Source organism: Nocardia brasiliensis IFM 10847, from assembly GCF_000710915.1.
GTDB lineage: Bacteria > Actinomycetota > Actinomycetes > Mycobacteriales > Mycobacteriaceae > Nocardia > Nocardia brasiliensis_A.
Genome location: NZ_BAUA01000035.1, coordinates 22,668 through 46,237, shown reverse-complemented (window position 1 = coordinate 46,237; position 23,570 = coordinate 22,668). Strand labels below are relative to the sequence as shown.

Genomic DNA, 23,570 nt, shown 5'->3' with positions numbered 1-23,570 from the left:
TGAATAGGTCGGCGCCTAGTTTACGGCGTCGCATCGAACCCTATCCCGCTGGTCCTCGGGGTTTCATCTCGAGCTGGGGCTTGTTCACCGGTTATCCGGGTTGCCGCCAGTTTTCCGGACAGCAGTGTCGTCGGCACGCCGACCCCGGGGGTGGTGCCGCAACCTGCGATAACCACGTTGTCGCTGCCATGCGGAAAATTGCGCGGGCGAAATGGCCCGGTCTGACGGAACACGTGTGCCGCGGAGAAGGGAGTTCCGGCGAGCATTCCTTGTGCTTGCCACGTGTGCGGAGTGTCCACATGGTCGACCGTGAAGTGCTCGGCGATGCCGTGGTAGCCGCGTGCTTCCAGTACCCCGAGCACCTCGCGCAGATACGCGGGTCCCATGCGACGCCAATCCAGCGCGGCCGAGTCGAGGTTCGGGCACGGGGCGAGCACGGACAGCGGTTCGTACGCACCGTCGGCCCGGGTGATGTGCAGCCCGGGGTCGGTGAGCGCGGGACGGGTCAGCAGCAGCGACGGATCGCTCATCAGCCGTCCGCGGCCGCGCCGTCCGGTGATCTCGGCGAAGGTCTGCCGCCACGCCTGCCCGAACTCGATGATGTGATGGGCCTGCACCGGCCAGGTCCGCGCGAGCGCCGCAGGCACCGTCCCGTGCGCGACCACGGCCGACGGCGCGGCGCGCAGGCCGCGGCGGCGGCGCACGCCGAACCGGTCGATGGTGCCGAGATCGACCGTGAGTACGAGGGCGTCGCAGTCGAAGCCACGGCCGTCCGCGGTGCGGACCCGGGTGGCGCGCCGGCGCGTGTAGTCCACGCCGGTGACCTCGGTGCCGAGTTCGAGCGTGCCACCCGCCGCGGTGAACGCCTCGGCCATGGCCGCCGCGATCGAGCGCATGCCGCCTTCGGGGAAGTAGACGCCGAGCGAGGTGTCCATGTGCGGGATCGCGCCGTACACCGAGAGCGCCGCGGCGGGCGGCAGGCCCGCGTACAGCGCCTGGAAGGTGAACAGCCGGGCCAGTCGTGGGTCGCGCAGGAAGCGCCCGACCCGCGGCCCGAGCCTGCCGAACCCGCCGAGGCGCACCAAAGTCGCCAGGGCACGGCGCTTTTCGGGCAGTCGCACCAGGTCCAGCGGCGAATCGAAGTTGGTGTCCAGGAATTCGGCGTACTCGGCGGCGTAGATCCGGGCCAGCCAGTCCCGTAGCCGCCGATAGCGCCGGGCTTCGGCGGGGCCGCAGACCGCCGCGACCTCCGCCGCCATCGCGTCGGCGTCGGCGAACACCCGCAGTTCGGTGCGGTCGGCGAAGCGGGCGTGGTAGCTGGGCGCGAGCTGATGGATGCGCAGCGCGGGCTTGCAGGTCTCGGGTGTGCGGCCGACCGCGGCGAGCGCGTCGGCGACCAGCTCGGGCAGCGTCAAAATGGTGGCGCCGGAGTCGATCTCGTAGTCCGCCCCCTGGTAGCGCCCGACCCGGCCGCCCGGGTGATCGGCCCGTTCGAGCAGCGTGACCTGCCGTCCGGCGCCGGTCAGATACAGGGCCGCGGACAGTCCGGACAGTCCCGCTCCGACGACGACCACGCGATCCGTCGGTCCGGCAACGGTTTTCACGTCAGTCATGTAACTCTCCTCGGTGCCGGGCAACGATCGACGCGACCAGGTGTACCCGATCGGCCGGTGCCGCGGCTACTTTCACGCGGTGCGCTTGGTCGCGGCCAAGGCCATGGCGCGCAATTGTTCCTTCGCGGCTGGTGTCGCGGTGCTCGTCTCGATGGCGGCCAGGCCCGCGTCGGTCAGCTCGGCGATCCGGCGCTCCACCTCGTCGGCGGCGCCGAGATCGGTGAGCACCGTGCGCAGGTGGGCCACCTCGTCCGCGTCGAGGTCGGTGCCGACGCTGGTGCGCAGCAGTTTCGCGGCCGCCGGGTCGGACTCGTCGGCACGACGCAGGGCCTCCGCCAGCAGCACCGTGTGCTTGCCTTCGCGCAGATCGTCGCCGGAGGGTTTGCCGGTGATCGCGGGGTCGCCGAAGACGCCGAGCAGATCGTCGCGCAGCTGGAACGCGATGCCGATATCGGTGCCGAAGGTGCGGTAGGCCGCGACCAGGTCGGCGTCGGCGTCGGCGATGGCCGCGCCGAGGTGCAGCGGACGCTCGACGGTGTAGGCGGCGGTCTTGTACCGGTTGATGCGCAGCGCCGCCTCGACCGACTCGTCGCCGCCCGCCTCGCCGTTGATGTCGAGCAGCTGGCCGCCGAGCACCTCGGTGCGCATGCCGGCCCACACCGGGGCGAACCGGGCGATCGCCGTCGGTTCGAGCCCGGAAGCGTGCACCATGTCGTCGGCCCAGGCCAGCGCCAGGTCGCCGACCAGGATGGCCACGCTGGCGCCGAAGTGAGCGGAATCACCCGCCCAGCCGCGGTCGCGGTGCCGGTTTTCGAAGTCGACGTGCACCGTCGGGAAGCGGCGGCGGGTGCGCGAGGAATCGATGATGTCGTCGTGGATCAGCGCGCACGCCTGTACCAGTTCCAGGGCCGCACACGCGGTCAGCACGGCGGCGGCGTCCGGGCCCGCGGCGTCGCCGCCCGCGCCGAGCCAGCCGGTCCACGCGAACGCGGGCCTGGTGCGTTTGCCGCCGCGCAGCACGAACAGTTCCAGCGCGTCCGCGGCCTCGACGAAGATCGGGCCCAGTTCCTCGACGGTCGCCCGGCGGTCGGCGAAGAACCTGGTCAGCGCGCCTTCCACGGCCGCGACAAAGGCCGGCGTCCCCGGGATCGGCGCGATCAGCTCGGCCGCCGAGGTGCGGTGCGGCGTCTGGGTACCGGTTCCGGCAGACAGCGTGGCCTCCAAGGTCGGGTTGCCGGGCGCTCGCTCACACCCTCTTCGCTGCGAGAATACGCGGCGGTCGGCGGCCGACCGGTCGGGGCTACCGCAGCTCACCTCTACACTGGATCGGTGACTTTCGACAATGCGCGGGGCAGCTCGACCCCTGGCGGTCCGCCCCGGACGCAGCCGAACGTCTCTGCGACACCCTCGGTGGTACAGAGTTTGCGGACGCACTCCGGTACCGCTGTGCCGTTCTCCGTCGAGTTCAATCCGCCTCGGGACGCGCCCGCCGAGGCGCGGCTGTGGCGTGCGGTGCGCCAGTTCGAGCGGATGCATCCGGCGTTCGTCTCGATGACCTACGGCGCGGGCGGATCCACCCGCGACCGCACCGTGCGGGTCACCGGCGCGCTGGCGCAGGAGACCACCCTGCTGCCGGTGGCGCATCTGACCGCCGTCGAGCACAGCGTGGCCGAATTGCGTTCGCTGGTCGGTTCCTACGCCGACTCCGGGATTCGCAACATCCTGGTGCTGCGCGGCGATCCGCCGGGCGATCCGCTCGGCGCCTGGCAGCGCCATCCCGAAGGTGTCGAGTACGCCGAGGAATTGGTGCGCATCGTGCGCGATCTCGGCGACTTCCACGTCGGTGTCGCCTCCTTCCCGCAGGGCCATCACCGCTCGCCCGACCTCGACTCCGACACCGCCTTCCTTGCCGCGAAACTGCGTGCGGGCGCCGAGTACTCGATCACCCAGATGTTCTTCGACGTCGAGCACTACCTGCGGCTGCGCGATCGTGTGCGGAAGTTCGATCCGGTCGAGGGCGCCAAACCGATCATTCCCGAGTTGATGCCGATCACCTCGCTGCGCACGGTGGCCAGGGCCGAGGAACTCTGCGGCCGCACGCTGCCACCCGCGGTGCTGGCGCGCTTGCACAAGGCCGCGGGCGATGCCCCCGACGGCAACCCGGCCGCGGTCCGCGAGGCCGGCATCGAGATCGCCACCGAGATGGCCCAGCGGCTCATCGATGAGGGCGCGCCCTGCCTGCACTTCATCACCTTGAACTTCGCCAAGGCGACCACCGAGGTGCTCACCAACCTCGGCTACGGCGTCACCGCCGCGCCGATCAGCGCCTGACCCCGCGGCCGGTCACCAGCCGGTGTCGCCGCTCAGCGGGACGTTCACGTAGCTCGGTTCCGCCGGATCCAATTGCAGGTGTTGCGGTTTGAGGCCGGTGCCGTCGAGCATCGGCCGGATCGGCAGCCCTTTCGGATAGTTGCCCGCGAAGATGTCGAGCCGGAGCCGGTGTCCCGGTTGGAGGACCGCGTCGGTGGGCGCGAGCCCGAGGTCGAGTCGCGTGGCCTGGCCGGGCACGACGTCGCGCCGGGCGGCCAGCGACATGACCGGGAACGGATCGGTGTAGGCCCCGTCGGGGGACCGGCGGCTCCTGGCGTCGTCGACGGCGCGCATCGACGCCAGCAGCTGGCCGGTACTCAGGGTGACCGAACGTCCGTCCGGCGCAACGTCGTTCAGCGTCGCGGTCCAGTAGCCGTCGGTGGCGTCGTGCACGGTGTTCAGATGCACGGCGATCGGGCCGGACAGCGTCGTCGGCGCGGTCACCGGGGGACTGGTGAAGGTCAGCCCGGAAATCTCCTGGATCCGGGCGTCCTTGCCGCAGCCGGTGAAGACGAGAATGCCTGCGGTGCCCTGGGTTCCGTCGGCCGAGCACAAGCTCGCCAGGCCGGGCGCGACGGTCAGGCGGGCGTTGTCCGCGGTCGCCGCGGTCACGAGCGAACCGTCGTGCGCGCTGAGCGCCGAGGTGCCGCTCGGCGCCGCGGACAGATACATCCGCCGGTGCTCGGCCTCCGGGCGCGGGAACTGCTCGGCCGTGGTCCAGCCGCTGCCCTGCTGCCACATCGTCACCGGGCCCCACTGATCGATCCCGTTGTCGATGCCTTTGAGCCACTTGTCGAACCAGGCGCGCTGCAGCACGTCGATGCGGGGCGGCTCGCCCGGCCTGCCGCGCATGTCGAAGCCCGTGTTCACGTGGTAGCCGTTGCCCATCACCAACTGCTTCTGCCCGGGCGGCAGCGGAATCTCTTGGTAGATGCGCGGTTCGCCGTTGACGAAGTTGTCGTGCCAGCCGCCGATCACCATGGTCGGCACCTGGATCCGCTCGGGATGGCCGAGCCAGGCCTGCCGGATCGGGCTGTCCGGGTCGAGCACGTTGCCCAGTTGCGGCGGAATCGTTTCGAAGGAGTCGGCGGTCAGCGTTTGCAGCCCGACGTCGAGGAAGGACAGCGGGTCGGCGAGGCGATCGGCCAGCCATCGTGTGTCGAACCTGCCCTGTAGCAACGACATCAGGTCCGGCACGAGTTTGGCCGCGTTCACCACCAGCAGGTAGGGCAGCAGGATGCCGATCGCCGCGCCACCCGGCGCGATCATGTCCCGGACCAGATCGTTGCCCGGCACCACCGGGACGATGGCTTTCAGCGCGGGCGGTTGCTTTTCGGCCGCCTGCACCTGGTTGATGCCCGAGTAGGACACACCGTTCATCCCGATATTGCCGTCCGACCACGGTTGAGCCGCGGCCCAGGCGATGACCTCCGGGGTGTCCGCCTGATCCTTCGGGCCCCAGGGTTCCCAGCTGCCTTGCGAGAAGCCGGTACCGCGCACGTCCACCACGATCTGGGTGTAGCCGCTGCGAATCAGGTTGGGGTCCACCGAGAACACCCGTCCGAGCCCGCCGCCCGCGACCCGGGTCGCGTCGGTGAGGCCCTCCAGTGGCGTCCCCGGCAATTCGAAGTCGCGCAGCAACCCGACCACCGCGTCGGACAGCACCGGCACCGACAGCGCGGTCTGCAAGATCATCGAGCCGAGCTTGGTGTACGGCGTCATGTTCACGATGGTCGGGAACGGCGTATCGATCGGACCGTTCGCGTCGGCGGGCCGGTACACGTTCGCCTTCAGGACGGTTCCGTCACTCATCGTGATGGGCACGTCCCAGTCGATGTGGATGGATGGGAACCGTTGCGGCCCATCGTGCAGCGCGGTCCAGGCCGCGTCGCCCTCGGGTGCCGCGTCGCCAGGGGCGGCCACGACCGATTGCGAAACAGTAAGCAGCGCAACCGCTCCGACTATCCATCGGGCCCAGCGGCGGCCAAGAGCAGTCCTCATCGACACCCTCCTTCATCCCACCGCGCAGAAATATACATGCACGTCTGTATGTTTTGGGAGAGTTTCCGCGGGTGCGCCGATTTACCGTCGGTTGCACCGATTCCGCTAGTGGTTCTTGTGCAAAGCGACGAAACTGCGGGCGGGGTGGTGCTACTTCGGTAGCGCCGCCCCGCCCGCGGTGCGCGTGGTTCAGGCGGCGCGGGCGGTGCGCAGGCCCCAGGCGTCGGCGAGGAGTCGGTGCGACTCCAGTCGATCCGCGTGGTGGTGGGTGACGCTGGTGACGAGCAGTTCGTCGGCGCCGGTGTGGTGTTGCAACGCCGCCAGGCGGCTCGTGACGGTGCTCGGCGAGCCGACGAACTGAGTGGCCAGGCGATCGTCCACCAGCCGGTGCTGTTCCGGGGTCAGCGGCGGTGTGGTGTCCGGATCCAAGTAGTCGGTCGCGCCCACGCCGCTGCGGATGCTGTGCACCCAGTGGCCGTAGGTGGCGGCGTGGTGCTGGGCGGTGGCGTCGTCCGCGGCCACCACCACGTCGGCAGAAACCACCACGTACGGCTCGGCGAGCTGCGCGGAGGGGCGGAACGCGTCCCGATAGGCCGCGACCGCGTCCAGCGCGGTGCCCGGCGAGACGTGATAGGCCGCCGCGAACGGCAGCCCGAGCCGTCCGGCCAGTTCGGCGCTCTCCCCGGCCGAGCTGCCGAAGACCCACACCTGCACCTGTGCGCCTTCGCCTGGAACAGCGTGCAGGGCAACACCTTCGGGGCTGACGAAGGTGCCGTCCAGCAGCGCCCGCACCTCGTCCACCTGCTCGTCGAACGGCGTCGCCTGCGCGCCGCGCTGTTGCAGCGCACTGATCGAGGCGAGAAACTTCGAGCGGTCGGTGATCCGGCCGGGGTCGAACGGAGGCGGCACCACCACGCCGTCCTTGATCTCGGTCCGGCCGGTCGCGGTGTCGACGCGGGGCTGCCCGCCCTTGGGATGCGCAGGCTCGGAACCGTATTGGCTGCGGCGGTGCCCGGACCGGCCGAGCCCGAGATCGAGCCGGCCCGGGTAGAGCGCGTCGATCGTGCCGAACGCCTCCACGATCGAGGCCGAGGTGTGGTGGCCCACCTGAACCGCCGCCGAGCCCACTCGAATACGCGAGGTGGCCGCCGCGACCAGGCCGATCAGGGTGATCGAAGAGGAACTGGCCACCGAGACGAAATGATGTTCGGCCAGCCAATACCGGTGGTAGCCCCACTGTTCCGCGCGCTGCGCGAGTTCGACGGTGTTGCGCAGCGCCTGCTGCGCGGTGGACCCCGCGCTGATCGGCGCCAGGTCGAGGATGGACAGCGGAACCGTCATGCGGTCCTCCGCTCGGATAGTTCGCCGTGCTGCAACCCGGGGTGCTGCTCGCCCGCTTCGATGGCCACCCGCAGGCGGTTCTGCTCGGGCGCCAGCGGGCAGGTCGCGAAATCGGTGAAGGCGCAGGGCAGATTCGCCGCGCGGTTGAAGTCGAGGCGCACCGTGCCGTCCGCGTCCGGCGCGCCGACCGCCAGCGAGCGCGCGGCCGGGTAGGTGGTGACGCCACTGGTGGCGTCGGTGAACAGCAGGCGCAGATCGGTCGGGTCACCGAACGCGAGCACCCGCTCGGTGGCCTCGCCGAGGGTGAATTCGATAGTGCCGGAAGCGGTGTGGTGGTGTTCGAGTCCGTCGACCACCGCGCCCGTGGTCACCGTCTGCGGCTCGTCGAACGGCGTGAACTTGCCGCTCAGCACCCAGCGCGGGTCCGGCGCGTAACTCGGGATGCCGGTGAAGCTCAGCAGCGTGGGCGCGGCCGGGTCGTGCACGCGCACCGCGTACAGGCCGGTGCGGCGGATCACCTCGAGCACCCGATCCTCGTGCAGCACACTGAGTCCCGGCGCGCCTTCGGCGGGCGTGATGATCTGCACACCGGCGATCCGCTCGCCGTCGTAGTCCAGCCGGTCGGCCGGTTGCGCGGTGATGAACACCTTGTCGTCGGTGACCCACCAGGTGCCCGGCACGTCCGGCAGTCGCTCGGGCTGATCGGTGAGCCAGTGCAGCGCGGTCAGGCTCAGGAAGCCGAGCGGGTCACGCAGCTGGTCCTCGCGCGCGTGATGCCAGTGTGCCCACTCGGTTTCGAAAACGGTGCTGATGCTGGTCGTCATGACGCTCGTGCTCCTTCGTGGGCGGTGGTGCGGTGGTGGGGATGACGCAGACCGAGGTGGTCGCGCAGGGTGGTTCCGGTGTATTCGGTGCGGAAACTGCCGCGCTCCTGCAGTTCCGGGACGACCTTGTCGACGAACTCGTCCAGCCCGCCCGGGGTGAGATGCGGGACGAGGATGAAACCGTCGCTGGCGTCGGCCTGCACGTAGGCGTCGATCTGCTCGGCGACCGCGGCCGGCGTGCCGACGAACTGCTGGCGCGCGGTCACCTCGATGATCAGCTCACGGATGCTGAGGTTTTCGGCCGCGGCCCGGGCCCGCCACGCGTCAGCGACCGCGCGCGGATCCTTGGCGTGGCGCACCCGGCCACGGGTGATGTCCGCGTTGTCGGCCGGCTCGACGTCGGGCAGTGGGCCGTCCGGGTCGTAGCCGGAAAGGTCACGGCCCCATACCTGTTCGAGGAACGCGAGCGCCGTCTGGGGGCCGACCTGCTGCCGGCGGATGTGGCGAGCGCGCTCTTCGGCGTCGGACGCGGAGTCGCCGAGCACGAACGTCGCGGCGGGCAGGATCTTCAGCTCGTCCGGCGTCCGGCCGTATTTCGCGAGACGGTTCTTGACATCGGTGTAGAAGCGCTGCCCGGCCTCCAGTGTGCCGTGCACGGTGAAGATCGCGTCCGCGGCCGCCGCGCCGAACTCGCGGCCGTCGTCGGAATCGCCCGCCTGCAACAGCACCGGGTGCCCCTGCGGGCTCGGCGGCAGCACGAACCGCCCCGCGATGTCGAATTGTGCACCGCGATGGCGGGTTTCGGGGATCTCCCGGGCGAAGACGCCGGCCGCCCGGTCGACGACGAGCGTGTCCGCGGCCCAGCTGTCCCACAGCTTGCGGGTGACCTCGACGACCTCGGCCGCGCGCTGATAGCGCTTGCTGTGCTCCAGATAGCCACCGCGCCGGAAGTTCTCACCGGTGAAGGCGTCGGAGGAGGTGACGACGTTCCAGGCGGCGCGCCCGCCGGAGAGGTGGTCCAGCGAGGCGAATTGCTTGGCCAGCTCGAAGGGTTCGTTGTAGGTGCTGTTGATCGTGCCCGCGAGGCCGAGCTTGTCGGTCACCCCCGCCAGCGCGTCGAGCACTGTGAAGGTGTCCGGCCTGCCCACCACATCCAAGTCGTGGATGCGCCCGAGATGTTCGCGCAGGCGCAGTCCCTCGGCCAGGAAGAAGAAGTCGAACAGCCCGCGCTCGGCGGTCTGGGCCAGGTGCACGAACGAGGCGAACTCGACCTGGCTCTTCGACGCCGGATCGGCCCACACCGTGGTGTTGTTGACGCCGGGAAAGTGCGCCGCCAGGTGGATGGGCTTGCGTGGTTTGCCGGTCACGACGCCATCCCCTCGTGCCATCCCGTGACGTGCGCGGCTGATCGTCGTGCCCGCGGGCACGGGTGCGGTGATCGGGCCGCGGATCCAGCAGAGCTCATGCGCAAGCTCCTTCCTTCTCGGTGTAACGGCTGATGGGACGGGACAGTCCGAGGCGGGTTCGTAATGTGGTGGACGACACAGCGGTACGGCCCAGCGCGGGGAGGTGCCGCAGAGTGGCGGGGGCCGCCAGCGGACGCAGCACCACGCCGTCGGCCGCCGCCGAGCGGTGCACGGTGGCGAGCAGTTCGCGCAGCGCGGCGGGGGTGCCGAGGTGGCGGACGCCGGTCGCGGCGGGCGGGGCGGCCCACCCGTCCAGTTCGGCCACTTCCGCGCGTGCCGCGTCGGGCGACTCGGCCAGGTGCACGTCGAGGTCGAGCAGCACCCGAACCGCGTCGGGGTCGCGATCGGCCGCTCGCAGCGCCGTGCGTAGCGCGGTGCGATGGCTTCGCGCCGCGTCCAGATCGGCCGCGGTGATGCGGATCAGGTCGGCCCGCCGCACGGCGACACCCGTGCTCGGGTCATCGTGTGCGCGCACCGCGACAATCGATTGCCCCTGCGGCGAGCGCGGTGTGATCGAGGGCCCCTTCACCGCGAAGTTGTCGCCGCTGAAGTCGATGTAGTGCAGCTTGTTCCGGTCGATGAAGCGGCCGGTGGGCACATCGCGGATCTCCGCGTCGTCCTCCCAGCTGTCCCACAGCCGGGTGACCACCTCGATCGCCTCGTCCGCCTCGTGCCACAGCGACGCCGCGTCCTGGGCCTGCTTGCGGCCGAAAGCCTTGGCCTGCTCCGCGCCTTCGGAGACGGTGACCTCCCAGCCCGCCCGGCCGAGCGTGGCGAAATCCAGGCTCTGGATGGCCTTGGCCAGATGGAACGGCTCGGTGTGCGTCACGGGAGCCTGCGGGAGCAGGCCGATGCGCCGGGTGCGCGCGGCGACCCGTGCCGCGATCGCCACCGCGTCGAGTCTGCCCCTGGTGACACCGGGGCCACCGGGCTGCAGGCCGAACGAGTCGGGCAGGAAAACCGCGTCGGCCCCGGCCTTTTCGACCGCCGTCACCGCGTCGACCCAGTACCCGCCGGTGAACAGCTCCTCGGCCCGCGAGTCCGGCCGACGCCAGGACGCCGGGTGCGCGCCGGTGCCCGCGAGTTCCACCGCGAGAAAGAAGTCGGATTCGGCCATCAGAAGGGTGCCTTCCAGTCGATGCACTGCCGCGCCGCGGGATGGGTTCCGGCGCAGCCGATGTCGGGGGCGAAGAAGTACGCGTGCTGCCACAGTGCGGTGGCGGCGGCGCGTTCCGGGGCCCGCAACCGCGGGCGCCACCAGCGTCGCACCGGCCCGGCTGACGGCTGGGCGGGCTCCGGTTGGCTGCGGCAATGCGGCCGGTGTCCGGTGCGGATGAGTATCCGGCTGTGGCGGTAGGTCGGACCTGGCATCAGGCTTGTCCTTTCGCGAGCGCGGGAGTGGGTATGGCGGACAGCAGTTCCCGGGTGTATTCGTGTTGCGGGTCGTCGAAAATCGCCGCGGTGGGGCCGGATTCGACGATGCGCCCGTGCCGCATCACCGCGACGTGGTCGCTGATCCGCCGGACCACGGCCAGATCGTGCGAGATGAACAGGTAGCTCAGGGCCAGCTCGGCCTGCAGCCGGTCCAGCAGGTCCAAGATCTGTGCCTGCACCGAGGCGTCCAAAGCGGAGACGGGCTCGTCGAGCACCAGCAGATCCGGCTGCAGTGCGAGCGCGCGGGCGATCGCGACGCGTTGGCGTTGCCCGCCGGACAGTTCCGCGGGCCGGCGCTGGGCGAAACTTTCCGGCAGCGCCACCTGCCCGAGCAACTCGGTCACCCGTGCCTGCCGCGCCGCCCGATCGCCGACGCCATAGGCGCGCAACGGTTCCTCGATGATCGTGCCGACCCGCCAGCGCGGATCCAGTGACGAGTACGGGTTCTGGTACACGACCTGAAAGCGCTTGCGGAGGGTGCGCAGCCGGGTGCCGCGCACCCGGGTGAGCTCGTGGCCGTCGAAGGTAACCCGGCCGCGGTCGGGATCGGTGAGGCGCAGCGCGATTCGCGCGGTGGTCGACTTGCCCGAGCCGGATTCGCCCACCAGCGCCAAGGTTTCGCCGCGGCCCAGCTCGAACCCCACCCCGGCGACCGCGGTCACCGAGCCGCCGGCCTGCGCGCGAAAACGCTTGTGCACCTCGCGTAGTGCGAGCAGCGGAGCGCCCTCGCGCGGCCTGGGCGGTCGGTACGCGCGCGGCGGAGCCAGGCTCGGCGCGGCGGCGAGCAGTCGTTTCGTGTACGGATGCCGGGGTGCGGCGAGCACCGTCGCGGTCGGCCCGCTCTCCACGATCTCGCCACCGTTGAGCACCACGAGCCGATCCGCGCGTTCCGCGGCCACGGCGAGGTCGTGCGTGATCAGCAGCACCGCGGTGCCCCGGGCGCTGATCTGCGCGGCCAGCTGATCGAGCACCCGGCGCGCCACCGTGGCGTCCAACGCGCTGGTCGGCTCGTCCGCGATCACCAGTTCCGGTTCGCAAGCCAGCGCCGACGCGATGAGCACCCGCTGGCGCTGTCCGCCGGACAACTCGTGCGGATACTGCACCTCGCGTAGTTCCGGGCGGTCCAACCCGGCGTCGGCCAGCAGTTCGACCGCGCGGACCCGGGCCGAACGCCGGTCGGCCAGCCGATGCACCACGAGCGCCTCGGCCACCTGATCGCCGACGCGGCGCACCGGGTTCAGCGACAAACCGGGATCCTGTGGCACGAAACCGATCCGGGCGCCGCGCAGCCGACGCAGCGCCTGCTCCGATCCGAGGTCGACGACTTGGCCACCGAACGTCACCGTGCCGCCGCTGATCTCGGCATTGCTCCCGAGCAATCCGATCACCGCCTGCGCGAGGGTGGACTTGCCCGAACCGGATTCGCCGACCAGGGCCACCACTTCGCCGCGCGCCACGCTCAGCGAGACGCCGGCCAGCGCGGTCACCGGGCCGGTATCCGTCCGGTACCGGACCCGGAGGTTGCGCACCTGCAACAGCGGATCTGCTTCCCGCTCCGCGGGTTCGGCACACGACGCAGCGCCCGGCCGGTCCTCGACGGTCGCTGTGCGGGGCGAAGAAGCGGTGGTCATGGATTATTCGTTCCTTCCTGCCGCGCGCCCCAGGCGCTGCGCGGCGAGCACGACCGCGACGATGACCAGGCCGGGCAGCGTGGTCATCCACCAGGCGGTGGCGAGATAGTTGCGGCCCTCCGAGATCAGCGAGCCCCATTCGGGTGTGGGCGGTTTCGCGCCGTAGCCGAGGAAGCTCAGCGCCGAGACCGCCAGCACCGCCATGCCGAACTCGACCGCGGCCAGCGCGAGCACCGGTTGGTAGGAGTTGGGCAGCACGTGGCGCAGCAGCACCGTGTGCCAGCGGGCCCCGCCCGCCCGCGCGGCCTCGACGAACGCCGCCTGCCGCACCCGCAGCACTTCCGAGCGCATAACCCTGGCGAAGTTGGCGACCAGCGAAACACCCACCGCGATCGCCACATTGCGGGTGCCGAAACCGAGCGCGGTGACCAGCGCCAGCGACAGCAGCAGCGCCGGAATCGACAGCAGCACATCGATCACGCGCATGACGACGGTGTCGACCACGCCGCCGGCGGCGCCGGACAGCAGGCCGAGGATCGATCCGGCGACCAGCGCGATGCCCACCGCGGCCAGTGTCGCGGTGAGCGAGAGCCCGGCGCCGTGCACCATCCGCGTGTACAGGTCGCGGCCGAGATTGTCGGTGCCGAACCAGTGCTGGGCGCTGGGACTCTGGAATTTCTGCGCGGGCACGCCGACCAGCGGGTCGCCGCTGGCGAACACCGAAGGGAACAACGCCCAGCCGACCGCGAGCAGCGCGACCACGCCGGACAGCAGCAGTACCGCGTTGTCGCGCAACCACTTCCAGCGCAGCGCCGGTCGGCGCAGCCGGGGGAGGGCGGCGCGGCGGCCCTCCTCGAGGACGTCAACCATGGTTCGCGACCACCTCCGCGGTCTCGGTGCTGCGGCGCGGTGTCTCGTCCGAGGCGGCCGCATGCCGGGAACGGGCGGCGATCCGCGGATCGAGCAGCGGATACAGCAGGTCCACCGCGAGATTCACGGTGACGAACACCGTCGAGGTGAGCAGCACGATGCCCTGCACCACCGGGATGTCCTGTGCCAGCACAGCGGTCTGGGTGAGCCGTCCCACGCCCTGGCGGGCGAAGACGGTCTCCACCACCACCGAGCCCGCGAGCATGTTGCCGACCAGCACACCCGCGATGGTGAAGGTGGGCACGCTGGCGGGGCGCAGCACATGTCGGCGCTGCACCCACCAGCGCGAGCCGCCTTTGGCCAGTGCCACGTCGACGAACGGCTGCCGCCAGGTCGATGCCAGTCCGGCGGTGAGCACCTGGGCGATCACCGCGCCGATCGGCAGACCGAGCGTGAGGGCGGGCAGGATCGTGCCCGCGATCCCGTGCCCACCGAACGCCGGAACCCAGCGCAATTGGAACGAGAACAGTTGCAGCAGCAGCAATCCGGTCCAGAAGGTCGGCACCGACACACCGAGCGATGGGAGCGCGCCGAGCGCGCTGCGCAGCCACGGCCGCCGCGTGTAGCCGGCCGCCAGTGCCAGCGTCACCCCGCCGACGGTCGCGAAAAGCAATGCGAGCCCGGCCAGTTCGAGTGTCGCGGGCAACGCGTCACCGATCGCGCCGGTGACCGGCTGGCCGGTCACGATGGAATGGCCCAGATCGCCGCGCGCCGCGTGCCCGAGCGCGGTCCAATACTGTTCCCACAGCGGACGATCCAGCCCGTAGCGGGCCTGCAACTCGGCGATGGCGGCCTTGTCCACCGGGGTGCCCGCACCGGCGCCGTCGGCCGCGATCGAGATCGGGTCGGCGGGCAGCAGATACAGCACCACGAACGAGATGGTGAACGCCGCCCACAGCACCCAGATCGCCTGCAGGACCCGCGAAGCCAGATAGCGCGCCATCGCTACCGCCCGCTCAGCCAGGTGTCGAAGAACTGTAGCCGGGCCGAGGCTTCGAACTTCAGATCCCGGGTGGTGCTGCTCGCACCGATCGCTTGGGACAGCTCCACCGTCGGAATCAACAGGCCCGCGTCGAGCACCTGCTGCTGGGCGGTGCCGATGAGGGTGTTGCGAGTAGCGGTGTCGGCGGTGCTCAGCTGTCCGTTCAACGCGTCGTCCAGTGCCGGAACGGCCTCGCGCGCATTGAGGTTGCGGCCGTCCAGGCCGAACGAGGTACGCAGGATGTCGCCGTCGGCGCGGGTGGTGTTGCCATAGCTGGTGTCGAAATCCTTGGTGCCCTGTCGCGCCGTGGTCTCGGCGATCGACACCAGGTCCAGCTTCAGCTCCACCCCGATCTGCCGCAGCTGCTGCTGCACCAGTTCGATGATCGCCTGATTGCCCGCGAACACCTGACTGAACAGCACCGAGAAGGACAGGCGCGCACCGTCCTTGACGCGGATGCCGTCGCTGCCGGGTACCCAGCCCGCCTGATCGAGAATGCCTTCGGCTTTGGCCGGGTCGTAAGCCAGTCGCGCCGAGAAGTCCCGGTAGCCGGGTGTGCTGCTGGCCAGCACACTGGTCGCGGGCTTGAACTGCGGCCCGAGCACGGTGTCCACCAGCTGCTTACGGTCGATCGCGGGCAGCAGGGCTTGGCGCACCGCCGGATCGCGCAGCGGCCCGCGCGTCACGTTGGTCTGGAAGCCGAACGGCACACCGGGATTCGCGGTGCTCAGGATGCGGCCACCCGTCGCCTCGATCTGCGGTGCGTCCTGCGGCAGCGCATCGCTGATCGCGTCCAGCTGTCCCGAGGCGAGACTGCCGGTGCGCACGCCGGATTCGGGCACGACCGTGAACTCGATCTTGTCCAGGTAGGCCTCGCCGCGATGCGCGAACACGGCCGAACCCCACTGGTAGCCGGTGCGCTTGGCCAGTGTCGCGGAGGCGTCCTGGCGGTAGTTCGCGTAGGTGAACGGCCCGCTGCCGATGTTGTCGCCGAGGCAGCGCTGTTCGGCCGGCTTCGCCGTGGTGGCCGCGGCGAGGATGCCCAGCTGGGTGGTCGAGGACGCCTGCAAGAACTGCGCGTTCGGCTTGCTGAACTCGATCCGCGCGGTCAGCTTGTCGACGGCCGTGGTGCCCACGTAGTTGGTGAGATAGCTGCCCGCGAGCGGAGCCTTGGCGGACCCGAGCCGGAGCACCGAATCGAAGGTCTGCTTGACCGAATCCGCGGTGAGCGGGGTGCCGTCACTGAAGGTGACGCCGTCGGTCAGATGGAAGGTGAACACCTTCGCGTCCGGGCTCACCTCCCAGCTCTGTGCCAGCCACGGCTTCAGCTCGCCGGTCTTCGGGTCCTGATCGGTCAGCGAATCGACGATCTGCCTTGTCACGTAGAGGGTTTGGTTGGTGCCCGCCTGGGCCGGGTCCGAGCAGGTCGGCGCCTGGGACAAGCCGTAGCGCAGGGTGCCGCCCGGCTGCGGTGGGCCGGCGTCGCCGCCGGGCGCGGCCGAATCGGCGCCGCAGGCGGCCAGCGTGGTCGCCGCGGCCAATGCGCCTGCCAGCGCGACGATTCGGGGGCGGGATCGGATCACGGGGTAACTCCAGAGGTATCGGTGCGGACGAGCACGTCACGCGGGTCGAAATCGACGGTGTCGGTGCCGGTGGCCAAGGGGCGGCTGGGAATGCGACGGCGCAGTTCCGGCGCCACCTCGGTCTGGAACAGGGCGAGGCCGTCCAGGTAATCGATCTCGGAGCGGCCGTCGCGTTCGGCGGACAGGTGGATCACCTCGTGCCCGAACTGCTCGTGCTGCCTGCCCACCTTGTCGATCACCTGTTCCGGACTGCCGACCAGAGCCGAACTGCGGGCGAGGAAATCGTCGAGCGTCTCGAACACGATCGGCAGGCCGTGCTTGCGCGCCAACGCCAGTCGCGCCTCGAAGATCGGCCGGTAGCCGTCCCTGGCCTGCTGCGAGGTGCGCGCCACATGGAAGCCCGCCGTGCCCGCACCGACCAGCGCCGCGGCCGGATCGTGCCCGTGGAACGCCCAGCGCTCCCGGTAATACCGGACCAGTTCGGCGTACGGTTCGATCGAATAGGTGACGTTGGCCGAGAACAGCGGATCGCCGTTGCGCGCGGCGAGTTCCACCGAATCCCGGCTCGTCGCGCTGCCGTGCCAGATCCGCACCCGCGGCTGCCACGGTCGCGGTAAGGCCTTGGCGTTCTTCAGTTCCGGCCGGAACCGGCCCGACCAGGTGACGCTGTCACTGTCCCACAGCGCCCGGAACAGTTCGTAGCCTTCGCGATTGCGGTCCCACTGGTCGTCGGTGGTGACGTGGAACAGCTCGGCTTGCGCGGCCCCGTTGCCCTTGCCGATGATCAGCTCCAGCCGCCCGCCGGACAGGTTGTCCAGCGTCGAGTAGTCCTCGAACGCGCGCACCGGATCGAGCAGGCTCAACGTGGTGACCGCGGTGAACAGCGTGATGCGCGAAGTGACCGCGGCGAGGTGGCTCAGGATCACCGGCGGTGCGGCCGAGAGGAACGGATCCTCGTGCCGCTCACCGACGGCGAACCCGTCGTAGCCGAGATCCTCGGCCAGCTTGGCCTGTTCGACGACATTCAACAGGCGTTCCCTGGTGCCGGGCAGCCGTCCGGTGGTCGGGTCGGGTACGCGAGTGACCAGGGTGAACAAGAGGAACTTCATGCGATCACCGCTGTTTCGGCAGGCCGGGCGGATTGATCCGGGACTCGGTGACCTGCTCGGACTTCAGGCCCCACCGATCGATCACCTGCTGATAGGTGCCGTGCTCGATGGCGTAGTTCAGCGCGTGCTGGATCGCGGTGACCAGCCCGGTGTTCTTCTTGGTGAGCACCGCGATCTCGCCCTGCAGCGCCTCACCCGCGCCGGAGAAGGTGGCCAGGATCTTGGTCTGGTTCGCCGTGCTGGAGTGATAGATCGCCGTCGGATTCGGTCCGATGTAGCCGTCCAGCCGTTGCGAGGCGAGCGCCAGGTAGTAGTCGCTGACCTGCTGGAAATACGCGATATCGATGGGCGCCAGACCGTCCGCGCGGTTCTGCTCGTTCCACTTCACCAGCAACTGCTCCTGGTTGGTGCCGGTGCCGACGCCGATCCGCTTGCCCGCCAGGCTCTTACGGTCCTGGTAGTCGAGGGTGCTCTGCTTGGGCACCTCCAGCGCGACGGTGTCGTTGCGGTAGGTGGCAAAGTCGTACTTCTCCTTGCGCTCCTCGGTCACCGTGACGTTGGAGATGAAGGCGTCCACCTCGCCGGAATCGATGCGGACGAAGTTCTGCGACCAATCCGCCACCTGCGCATCGAGTTTCAGCCCGAGGATATCGGCGATCAAGGAGGCGAAATCGACCTCCGAGCCGACGACGGTCTTGTCGTCGTCGGCGTAGAAACGCAGCGGCGGCGCGGTGCCGGACGCGCCGGTCACCACCAGCGTGCCCCGGTCCCGGATCGCCTGCGGCACTTCGGCGGCGATGCTGTCCACCTTTTGCGCGCGGACGCGGCCGGCCTGGGCGGCCGAAAGATCGAACGAGATCGCACCGGCGGGCTGTGCCTGCGACTCGGCCTCGGGATCGGTGCAACCGGTGGCCAGCAGCACGACGGCGGTCGCGGCGGCGGTGGCCAGGGCGGAAAGCTTCATCGGATACCTGTTCATCAGCGGACTCTGGAGAGGAACGCGCGGGTGCGCGGATGTTCGGGGTGGTCGAGCACGGCCGCGGGCGGGCCCTGTTCCACGACGGCGCCCGCGTCGAGAAACACGACGGTGTCGGCGATCTCGCGGGCGAAGCCGATCTCATGGGTGACGATCACCAGTGCGGTGCCGCCCTGCGCGAGATCGCGGATCACGTCGAGCACCTCGCCGACCAGCTCCGGGTCGAGCGCGGAAGTCGGCTCGTCGAACAGGATCACGCGGGGCCGCAACGCGAGTGCGCGCGCGATCGCCACCCGCTGCTGCTGACCGCCGGACAACGTGCGCGGGTAGGCGTCGGCCAGCGCGCCGATGCCGACCCGGTCCAGCAGCAACCGTGCCTCGGCCTCGACCTCCCTACGGTCGCGGCGCTGCGCGGAAAGCGGTGCGAGCGTGACGTTGTCGAGCACCGTCAGATGCGGGAACAGATTGAACTGCTGGAAGACGAAGCCGATGCGGGAGCGCTGCTTGCGCACCTCCCGATCAGGCAGCGCGTGCAAGGTGTTGCGGCGCAGGCGATAGCCGATCAGCTCGCCGTCGATGTGCACGGTGCCGGCGTCCAGCGACTCCAGGTGGTTGATCACCCGCAGCAGCGTCGACTTGCCCGAACCGGATGGACCGATCACCGTCACCACCTCGCCGGATCGGACGGTCAGGTCGATACCCCGCAGCACCTCGTGCGCGCCGAAAGACTTGCGGACGCCGCGGACCTCCACGGCGGTGGCGGCGGTCATCGAGTCGCTCCTCGTGGTGCGGCGGAACCGGATTCGGCGATCTCACGCAGCTCGAGCCGGACGCGCTGCAGCGGCGACGGTGGAGGCGTGCGCTGCGCGCCCTTGGCGTAGTGCCGTTCGATGTAGAACTGCGCCACCGACAGCACGGTGGTCAGCACGATGTACCAGGCGGTGGCGACCATGAGCAGCGGCACCACCCGGCCGTTGCGGCCGTAGATCACCTGCACCTGATAGAACAGCTCGGCGATCGCCATCACCGACACGATCGAGGTGCCCTTGAACAGGCTGATCACCTCGTTGGTCGCGTTCGGCAGGATGGACCGCATCGCCTGCGGGACCACGATCGTGCGGAACTGCCGCACCCGCGGAATACCCAGCGCCGCAGCGGCTTCCAGTTGACCCGCGTCCACCGAGATGATGCCCGCCCGGATGATCTCGGCCGAATACGCGGCCTGATGCAGCGCGAGCCCGATCACCGCCGCGGTGAAACCGCTGATCACGCCGTTCACCTCGAACGTGAAAAACGCGGGGCCGAACGGGATCCCGACCGACAGCGTGTTGTAGAGGTAGGCGATGTTGAACCAGAACAGCAGTTGCACGATCAGCGGGATCGAGCGGAACGCCCAGATGTAGCACCACGAGATCACCCGCAGCACCGGGTTGTTCGACAGGCGCGCGATGGCCAGCGCGGTGCCGAGCAGGAAGCCGAGCGCGGTACCCCACGCGGTGAGCTCCAGCGTCACCCGCAAAGCCGACAGCACCGACTTCGCGGTGATGTACTTCGCGAACGTCGGCCAATCCCAGCCGGGGTTGGTCACCAGGCCGTGCACGAACTGGGCGAGCAGGATCAACGCGATCGCGCTGATCACCCACCGCCACGGGTGCCAGGGCTTGGCCACGGTCGGGGTGGTTGTCTGCGAGGGGGTTTCGTGTTCGTCGCGGGGTGCTTTCGCGTCCGTGGCGGGTTCGCCGGCCAGGGCATCGGGGACGGTGGACGCACTCATGACGCCGCCTCGCCGAGGTTCGGCGGCGTCTCGACGGCCATGGCAGCTGGTCGCTCGCTGCGCTCACTCATGGTCGGGGTCCTTCGGAAGAACGAACGTGACCGCGCCGCGTCGGGCGCCGGTCGCATCACCCGGCCAGCGACGGGTGCACACTCTGGCTGCGGGTCAGCCTCGACAGCTCTGGGCGGTCACCTTGCACTGATCGATATGTCGGCGACCCCAACGGGTAGTGCGGACAGCAGAGCTGATCACTTCGGTTCCTCCATCGGTCCCGGCGGAAGCACCCGCACCCGGTGAACCGGGGGGTTGCTGCGACGTCGACGAGCCAGGTCTCTCGGTCGCTCTGGATGGTTGACGCCGATCCGGACATCGGGCGATGCCAGGGTCGAGCCGAATTATCATGCCCAGCACGCAAACCCCGGCACAAGGAAACCGATCACCGTGAGCGTAGACCTTGCCGCCTCGCTCAACCGTCGCTATAACCAATAGCCGAACATGTGCTGAGCGTTCGCGGCGCAGGCGAACCTGCACAGAGGTGAGGGCAGCGCGGGGTAGGCGCTGGGTCGGGAAGTGCGAGCGACACGCCGGAAGGTAGCGATGTCGGATTTCTCGTGGTGCCGACGTTTGCCGGAGTACCGTTCATCTCCCGGTCGTGTCGACGATGAGAAGAGGTCCCCGTGGCCGCAGCACTCCGCCTGACCATGCTCACGACAGCCGCGGCCTGCGCCCTCACCCTCGCGGCCACCGCCCCCGCCGCCGCCACCCCGCCCCCTGACCCCGCCGTTGCGCCGCAGGATTCGGTTGCGCCGAACGGACACGGGGGCAGTGCGGGTCGGTCCGGGGCTACGGCCTCCGACTTGTTCGGGACATATCAAGCGGCGGTGGATGGCTTGCGGGCGTTCGGGATGCAGCCGTTTCTGTATCCGACCGCGGCGGCGTTCTGCCTGGAGGGGACGACGCTAGGGCTGGCTCCGGCGGTGGCGGGGGCCGTGCCGGGCCCGTGGCCGAAGACGGCGATCACGTTGCCCGGGATCGATATGTCTGCCGTCAAGGCGGGGCAGACGATGTTCACGTTCATGCCGTACGGGCTCGGTCGCGACAGTGTGGACACCAGCGGGATGCGGGTCGCCTGGATGAACGTGACCACCGGGCGCGCGGGCATGGCATCGATGGGTTCGCTCTCCGACGTCTTCCGCGCGATGGTGCCCCCTGAGATCCCGCCCGCCCTACGCCCCCTCGCCGAACGCGCCGTCCAGGACTTCTTCGCCGCCGCCCTCCCCGTCGGCGGCATCCGCGCCGTCCCGGTCGACACCGGATCCGGCACCGTCCTCGCCGCCGTCTTCGGCACCGTGGAAAACGGCGCCAACACGTGCCTCTTCCTCCCCACCGTGGGGATCACGGAGGTCCCCTGACTCGTTGTTCGGTCGGTTGATCAGGAGGAAATGGTGGCGGCATCGGCCGAGAGACCACCGCCACCAATTCCTCCTGATCGACTGACCAGATGTCGGGCGGCGTCAGTGGGGGAGGGGGCGGCCCTTCCAGTCGAGGCGGCCGTGGCGGTGGGTGCGGTGGGAGCGAACCCAGAGGCGGAGGTAGGCGGCGACGGCGAGGGGGTGGCTTGCGGCGGTGGCGAGGTCGATGGGGGTGGGCGGTGCGCCGCGTTCGAGGGAGCGGGCCAGCAGGCGCGCGGTGAGGGCGGCGGTGCAGCCGAGGAGGCCGGTGCGGCGGGTGCGGCCGCGGGCGACGAGGACCGCGGCGGGTGGGATCCAAAAGGCCAGGGCGGCAAGGGTTCCTATGAGGGAGCCGCCGGTTGCTGTGCCGCCGTACGCGGACCACAGCCAGCGGGTGTATCCGGCTTCGAGTTCACTTGCGTTTCGGTACATTCGGGTGGCGGCCAGCGGGCCCGCCGCTACGAGGGCGGTGGGGTGGCCGGCGCGCCGTAGGGTGCGGGCGAGGTCGAGATCCTCGGTGGGGCTGGCGGCTACCGCGCGGTGTCCGCCGATGGCGCGGTAGGCGGCGGTGTCGAAGACGAGGAACTGTCCGCAGGCCACCGCGGTGGATGGGCGCAGACTCCGATTCGCCACGGTGATCGGCAGCGACGCGGCCCACGACCAGCACAGCAGCGGCTGCACCAGCGCTTCGGCGCAGGACTCGGCCCGCTGGAACGGCCACGGCGACAGCAGTGCGACGCGGCGGCGGCGCAGTTCGGTGACCGCCGCCGCGATGGCGTCGGGCGCGAGCCGCACATCCGCGTCGAGGAACACCAGCACCGGCGTACGCACGTCCTGGGCCAGCCGCGCACACGCCGCCGCCTTGCCGGTCCAGCCGTCCGCGGGCTCGGAGTCGTTGCGCAGCACCGTGATTCGCGGATCGCCCGCCGCCGCCTCGAGCGCCACGCCATAGGTGTCGTCGGTCGAGGCGTCATCGAGCACCGATATCCGCAGTCGCGCGACACCCCGCTGCGCTCGCAGGTCCGCGACCAACCCCGGCAGCCGCGTCGCCTCGTCGCGCGCCGGAACACACACGGTCACCGGCTCGATCACACTGTCCGCCTGAACGGTCAACCGCCGCACCGTAACCCAGTTGAACGCCGCAATCCCGGCACCGACCAGCGCCACCCCACTCCCCACCGACGTCAGCAACGTCCCCCCACGTACGGTCAACCGCCGCAAGGCAACCCAACTCTCCGCGGCACGGCCCACTCCTGGGTCGGCGGACGCTCGCAGACCTACCAGCGGTTCTGTTTGACGGTGCGCCACCAGCGGCTCCAGGAGAATCCGGTCGGTGCGCCGGGGGCGGCGGGGTTGCGGTCCATGTAGGCCATGGCGGCGATGATCGCGGCTACCGCGAGGGTGATGCCGCCGACGATGCCTGCCCAGCCCGCGAAGGAGCGGGTGTTGGGGTCGGCGTAGCTGACTTCGGCGCGCAGGGTGGAGACGTCGCCGGGCGGCAGCTTCCAGGACACGATGTTGTCGCCCTCGCGGTTGCCGTTGGTCTTGGCGACGCGGGCCGGGAACGCGACGGTGAACTGGACGTCGGAGCCGTGCGGCGGCACGGATTTCAGGTCGACCCGGCCGCTGAGGCTGACCAGGTCGCCGGTGCGCTGGAACTGCAACTGGAACATGCCCTGGGTCTGTTCGGACAGCTGGCCCAGTTGGGCGACTTCACCGAAGGACATGTCTTCGAAGAACACCTGACTGCCCATGTAGCCGTCCTGGCTGTAGGGCTCCACTCGCACCTTCGCGGCGAGCGAATCGGGGGCCTTCAACTGCGGGCCCTTGTCCTTGGGGTCGGTCGGCACGACCGCGGCGACGATCCGTCCGGAGACCCGATCGTTGGACGAGACACCCATCGACACCTGCACGCGCAGGCAGCCCGCGAGGACCGGAACCAGCAATGCCGTGAGCAAGACGACCGCGGCGATACGCCTGGCGAGGCGGGGCGTCCGCGGCGACGGTAGGACCGGGGCATCGGGGATCGTGGTGACGGGACTCGGCTGCACGCAGACATCGTGCCAGGCCGTTCGTCCAGATGCC

20 protein-coding genes and 1 riboswitch are annotated in these 23,570 nt (G+C 69.9%); of the genes, 2 read left to right on the top strand and 18 right to left on the bottom strand.

Translation table 11 applies throughout. From position 1 onward, the window contains the following. Positions 1–20: 20 nt before the first annotated feature. Together crtI and NBRGI_RS06880 are read right to left on the bottom strand one after the other, a co-directional pair. Complete coding sequence (crtI, locus tag NBRGI_RS06885; RefSeq protein WP_036557749.1) at positions 21–1,613, bottom strand: phytoene desaturase family protein; 1,593 nt, start codon at positions 1,611–1,613, stop codon at positions 21–23. Positions 1,614–1,685: 72 nt separating this feature from the next. Further along, positions 1,686–2,837 (bottom strand): polyprenyl synthetase family protein, encoded by a 1,152-nt coding sequence (locus tag NBRGI_RS06880; protein WP_029893648.1) that lies wholly within the window; start codon positions 2,835–2,837, stop codon positions 1,686–1,688. A 105-nt stretch (positions 2,838–2,942) separates the two neighbouring features. On the opposite strand from NBRGI_RS06880, the gene NBRGI_RS06875 reads away from it, so the two are divergent. Beyond that, a complete protein-coding gene (locus NBRGI_RS06875; protein ID WP_081877950.1) occupies positions 2,943–3,944 on the top strand; it encodes a methylenetetrahydrofolate reductase in 1,002 nt (333 codons plus the stop codon). 12 nt (positions 3,945–3,956) lie between these two features. Here NBRGI_RS06875 and NBRGI_RS06870 read toward each other — a convergent pair whose 3' ends face one another. The 14 genes from NBRGI_RS06870 to NBRGI_RS06805 all read right to left on the bottom strand — a co-directional run bounded on the left by NBRGI_RS06870 (position 3,957) and on the right by NBRGI_RS06805 (position 20,034). Next, positions 3,957–5,984, bottom strand: coding sequence for a CocE/NonD family hydrolase (locus NBRGI_RS06870; RefSeq protein ID WP_029893644.1), 2,028 nt, complete (start codon positions 5,982–5,984; stop codon positions 3,957–3,959). Positions 5,985–6,173: 189 nt separating this feature from the next. Next, positions 6,174–7,325 carry an LLM class flavin-dependent oxidoreductase gene (locus NBRGI_RS06865; RefSeq protein ID WP_029893642.1) on the bottom strand — a complete coding sequence of 384 codons (1,152 nt, stop codon included), beginning with the start codon at positions 7,323–7,325 and terminating at the stop codon, positions 6,174–6,176. Then, positions 7,322–8,149 carry a DUF1684 domain-containing protein gene (locus NBRGI_RS06860; protein WP_036557747.1) on the bottom strand — a complete coding sequence of 276 codons (828 nt, stop codon included), beginning with the start codon at positions 8,147–8,149 and terminating at the stop codon, positions 7,322–7,324. The genes NBRGI_RS06865 and NBRGI_RS06860 overlap by 4 nt, the downstream gene beginning before the upstream one ends. Continuing rightward, the gene (locus NBRGI_RS06855; protein WP_051727543.1) at positions 8,146–9,537 is read right to left on the bottom strand and encodes an NtaA/DmoA family FMN-dependent monooxygenase; all 1,392 of its coding nucleotides are present in this window, start codon (positions 9,535–9,537) and stop codon (positions 8,146–8,148) included. The genes NBRGI_RS06860 and NBRGI_RS06855 overlap by 4 nt, the downstream gene beginning before the upstream one ends. A 73-nt stretch (positions 9,538–9,610) precedes the next feature. Next, the gene (locus NBRGI_RS06850; protein ID WP_029893636.1) at positions 9,611–10,732 is read right to left on the bottom strand and encodes an LLM class flavin-dependent oxidoreductase; all 1,122 of its coding nucleotides are present in this window, start codon (positions 10,730–10,732) and stop codon (positions 9,611–9,613) included. Then, positions 10,732–10,986 (bottom strand): hypothetical protein, encoded by a 255-nt coding sequence (locus NBRGI_RS47250; RefSeq protein ID WP_148310716.1) that lies wholly within the window; start codon positions 10,984–10,986, stop codon positions 10,732–10,734. The genes NBRGI_RS06850 and NBRGI_RS47250 overlap by 1 nt, the downstream gene beginning before the upstream one ends. Next, a complete protein-coding gene (locus NBRGI_RS06840; RefSeq protein WP_228836357.1) occupies positions 10,986–12,680 on the bottom strand; it encodes a dipeptide ABC transporter ATP-binding protein in 1,695 nt (564 codons plus the stop codon). The genes NBRGI_RS47250 and NBRGI_RS06840 overlap by 1 nt, the downstream gene beginning before the upstream one ends. Before the next feature lie 3 nt (positions 12,681–12,683). Next, a complete protein-coding gene (locus tag NBRGI_RS06835) occupies positions 12,684–13,550 on the bottom strand; it encodes an ABC transporter permease (protein ID WP_029893631.1) in 867 nt (288 codons plus the stop codon). Beyond that, positions 13,543–14,553 (bottom strand): ABC transporter permease, encoded by a 1,011-nt coding sequence (locus NBRGI_RS06830; protein WP_036557745.1) that lies wholly within the window; start codon positions 14,551–14,553, stop codon positions 13,543–13,545. Before NBRGI_RS06830 ends, NBRGI_RS06835 begins: the two co-directional genes overlap by 8 nt. Positions 14,554–14,555: 2 nt before the next feature. Next, complete coding sequence (locus tag NBRGI_RS06825; protein WP_029893627.1) at positions 14,556–16,175, bottom strand: ABC transporter substrate-binding protein; 1,620 nt, start codon at positions 16,173–16,175, stop codon at positions 14,556–14,558. Beyond that, positions 16,172–17,284, bottom strand: a complete 1,113-nt coding sequence (locus NBRGI_RS06820; protein ID WP_029893625.1) for an LLM class flavin-dependent oxidoreductase — start codon at positions 17,282–17,284, stop codon at positions 16,172–16,174. Before NBRGI_RS06820 ends, NBRGI_RS06825 begins: the two co-directional genes overlap by 4 nt. A 4-nt stretch (positions 17,285–17,288) precedes the next feature. Further along, positions 17,289–18,263: an ABC transporter substrate-binding protein gene (locus NBRGI_RS06815; protein ID WP_029893623.1), complete on the bottom strand. Its 975-nt coding sequence runs from the start codon at positions 18,261–18,263 to the stop codon at positions 17,289–17,291. Then, positions 18,263–19,030, bottom strand: a complete 768-nt coding sequence (locus NBRGI_RS06810; protein WP_029893621.1) for an amino acid ABC transporter ATP-binding protein — start codon at positions 19,028–19,030, stop codon at positions 18,263–18,265. Before NBRGI_RS06810 ends, NBRGI_RS06815 begins: the two co-directional genes overlap by 1 nt. Continuing rightward, a complete protein-coding gene (locus NBRGI_RS06805) occupies positions 19,027–20,034 on the bottom strand; it encodes an amino acid ABC transporter permease (RefSeq protein ID WP_029893620.1) in 1,008 nt (335 codons plus the stop codon). The genes NBRGI_RS06810 and NBRGI_RS06805 overlap by 4 nt, the downstream gene beginning before the upstream one ends. Positions 20,035–20,293: 259 nt before the next feature. Beyond that, positions 20,294–20,388: riboswitch (SAM riboswitch) on the bottom strand. Between the two features lie 323 nt (positions 20,389–20,711). On the opposite strand from NBRGI_RS06805, the gene NBRGI_RS06800 reads away from it, so the two are divergent. Further along, complete coding sequence (locus NBRGI_RS06800) at positions 20,712–21,446, top strand: hypothetical protein (RefSeq protein WP_051727542.1); 735 nt, start codon at positions 20,712–20,714, stop codon at positions 21,444–21,446. A 102-nt stretch (positions 21,447–21,548) separates the two neighbouring features. On the opposite strand, the gene NBRGI_RS06795 is transcribed toward NBRGI_RS06800, so the two are convergent. Then, positions 21,549–22,697, bottom strand: coding sequence for a glycosyltransferase (locus tag NBRGI_RS06795; RefSeq protein WP_370627696.1), 1,149 nt, complete (start codon positions 22,695–22,697; stop codon positions 21,549–21,551). 65 nt (positions 22,698–22,762) lie between these two features. After that, positions 22,763–23,536 carry an LppM family (lipo)protein gene (locus NBRGI_RS06790; RefSeq protein WP_029893614.1) on the bottom strand — a complete coding sequence of 258 codons (774 nt, stop codon included), beginning with the start codon at positions 23,534–23,536 and terminating at the stop codon, positions 22,763–22,765. Between the last annotated feature and the right edge of the window lie 34 nt (positions 23,537–23,570).

Coding starts and splice junctions, on each gene's coding strand:
- NBRGI_RS06815 (WP_029893623.1), bottom strand. CDS start 18,263: ATGAACAGGTATCCGATGAAGCTTTCCGCCCTGGCCACCGCCGCCGCG.
- crtI (WP_036557749.1), bottom strand. CDS start 1,613: ATGACTGACGTGAAAACCGTTGCCGGACCGACGGATCGCGTGGTCGTC.
- NBRGI_RS06835 (WP_029893631.1), bottom strand. CDS start 13,550: ATGGTTGACGTCCTCGAGGAGGGCCGCCGCGCCGCCCTCCCCCGGCTG.
- NBRGI_RS06855 (WP_051727543.1), bottom strand. CDS start 9,537: ATGGCACGAGGGGATGGCGTCGTGACCGGCAAACCACGCAAGCCCATC.
- NBRGI_RS06850 (WP_029893636.1), bottom strand. CDS start 10,732: ATGGCCGAATCCGACTTCTTTCTCGCGGTGGAACTCGCGGGCACCGGC.
- NBRGI_RS06865 (WP_029893642.1), bottom strand. CDS start 7,325: ATGACGGTTCCGCTGTCCATCCTCGACCTGGCGCCGATCAGCGCGGGG.
- NBRGI_RS47250 (WP_148310716.1), bottom strand. CDS start 10,986: ATGCCAGGTCCGACCTACCGCCACAGCCGGATACTCATCCGCACCGGA.
- NBRGI_RS06870 (WP_029893644.1), bottom strand. CDS start 5,984: ATGAGGACTGCTCTTGGCCGCCGCTGGGCCCGATGGATAGTCGGAGCG.
- NBRGI_RS06830 (WP_036557745.1), bottom strand. CDS start 14,553: ATGGCGCGCTATCTGGCTTCGCGGGTCCTGCAGGCGATCTGGGTGCTG.
- NBRGI_RS06820 (WP_029893625.1), bottom strand. CDS start 17,284: ATGAAGTTCCTCTTGTTCACCCTGGTCACTCGCGTACCCGACCCGACC.
- NBRGI_RS06840 (WP_228836357.1), bottom strand. CDS start 12,680: ATGACCACCGCTTCTTCGCCCCGCACAGCGACCGTCGAGGACCGGCCG.
- NBRGI_RS06860 (WP_036557747.1), bottom strand. CDS start 8,149: ATGACGACCAGCATCAGCACCGTTTTCGAAACCGAGTGGGCACACTGG.
- NBRGI_RS06805 (WP_029893620.1), bottom strand. CDS start 20,034: ATGAGTGCGTCCACCGTCCCCGATGCCCTGGCCGGCGAACCCGCCACG.
- NBRGI_RS06810 (WP_029893621.1), bottom strand. CDS start 19,030: ATGACCGCCGCCACCGCCGTGGAGGTCCGCGGCGTCCGCAAGTCTTTC.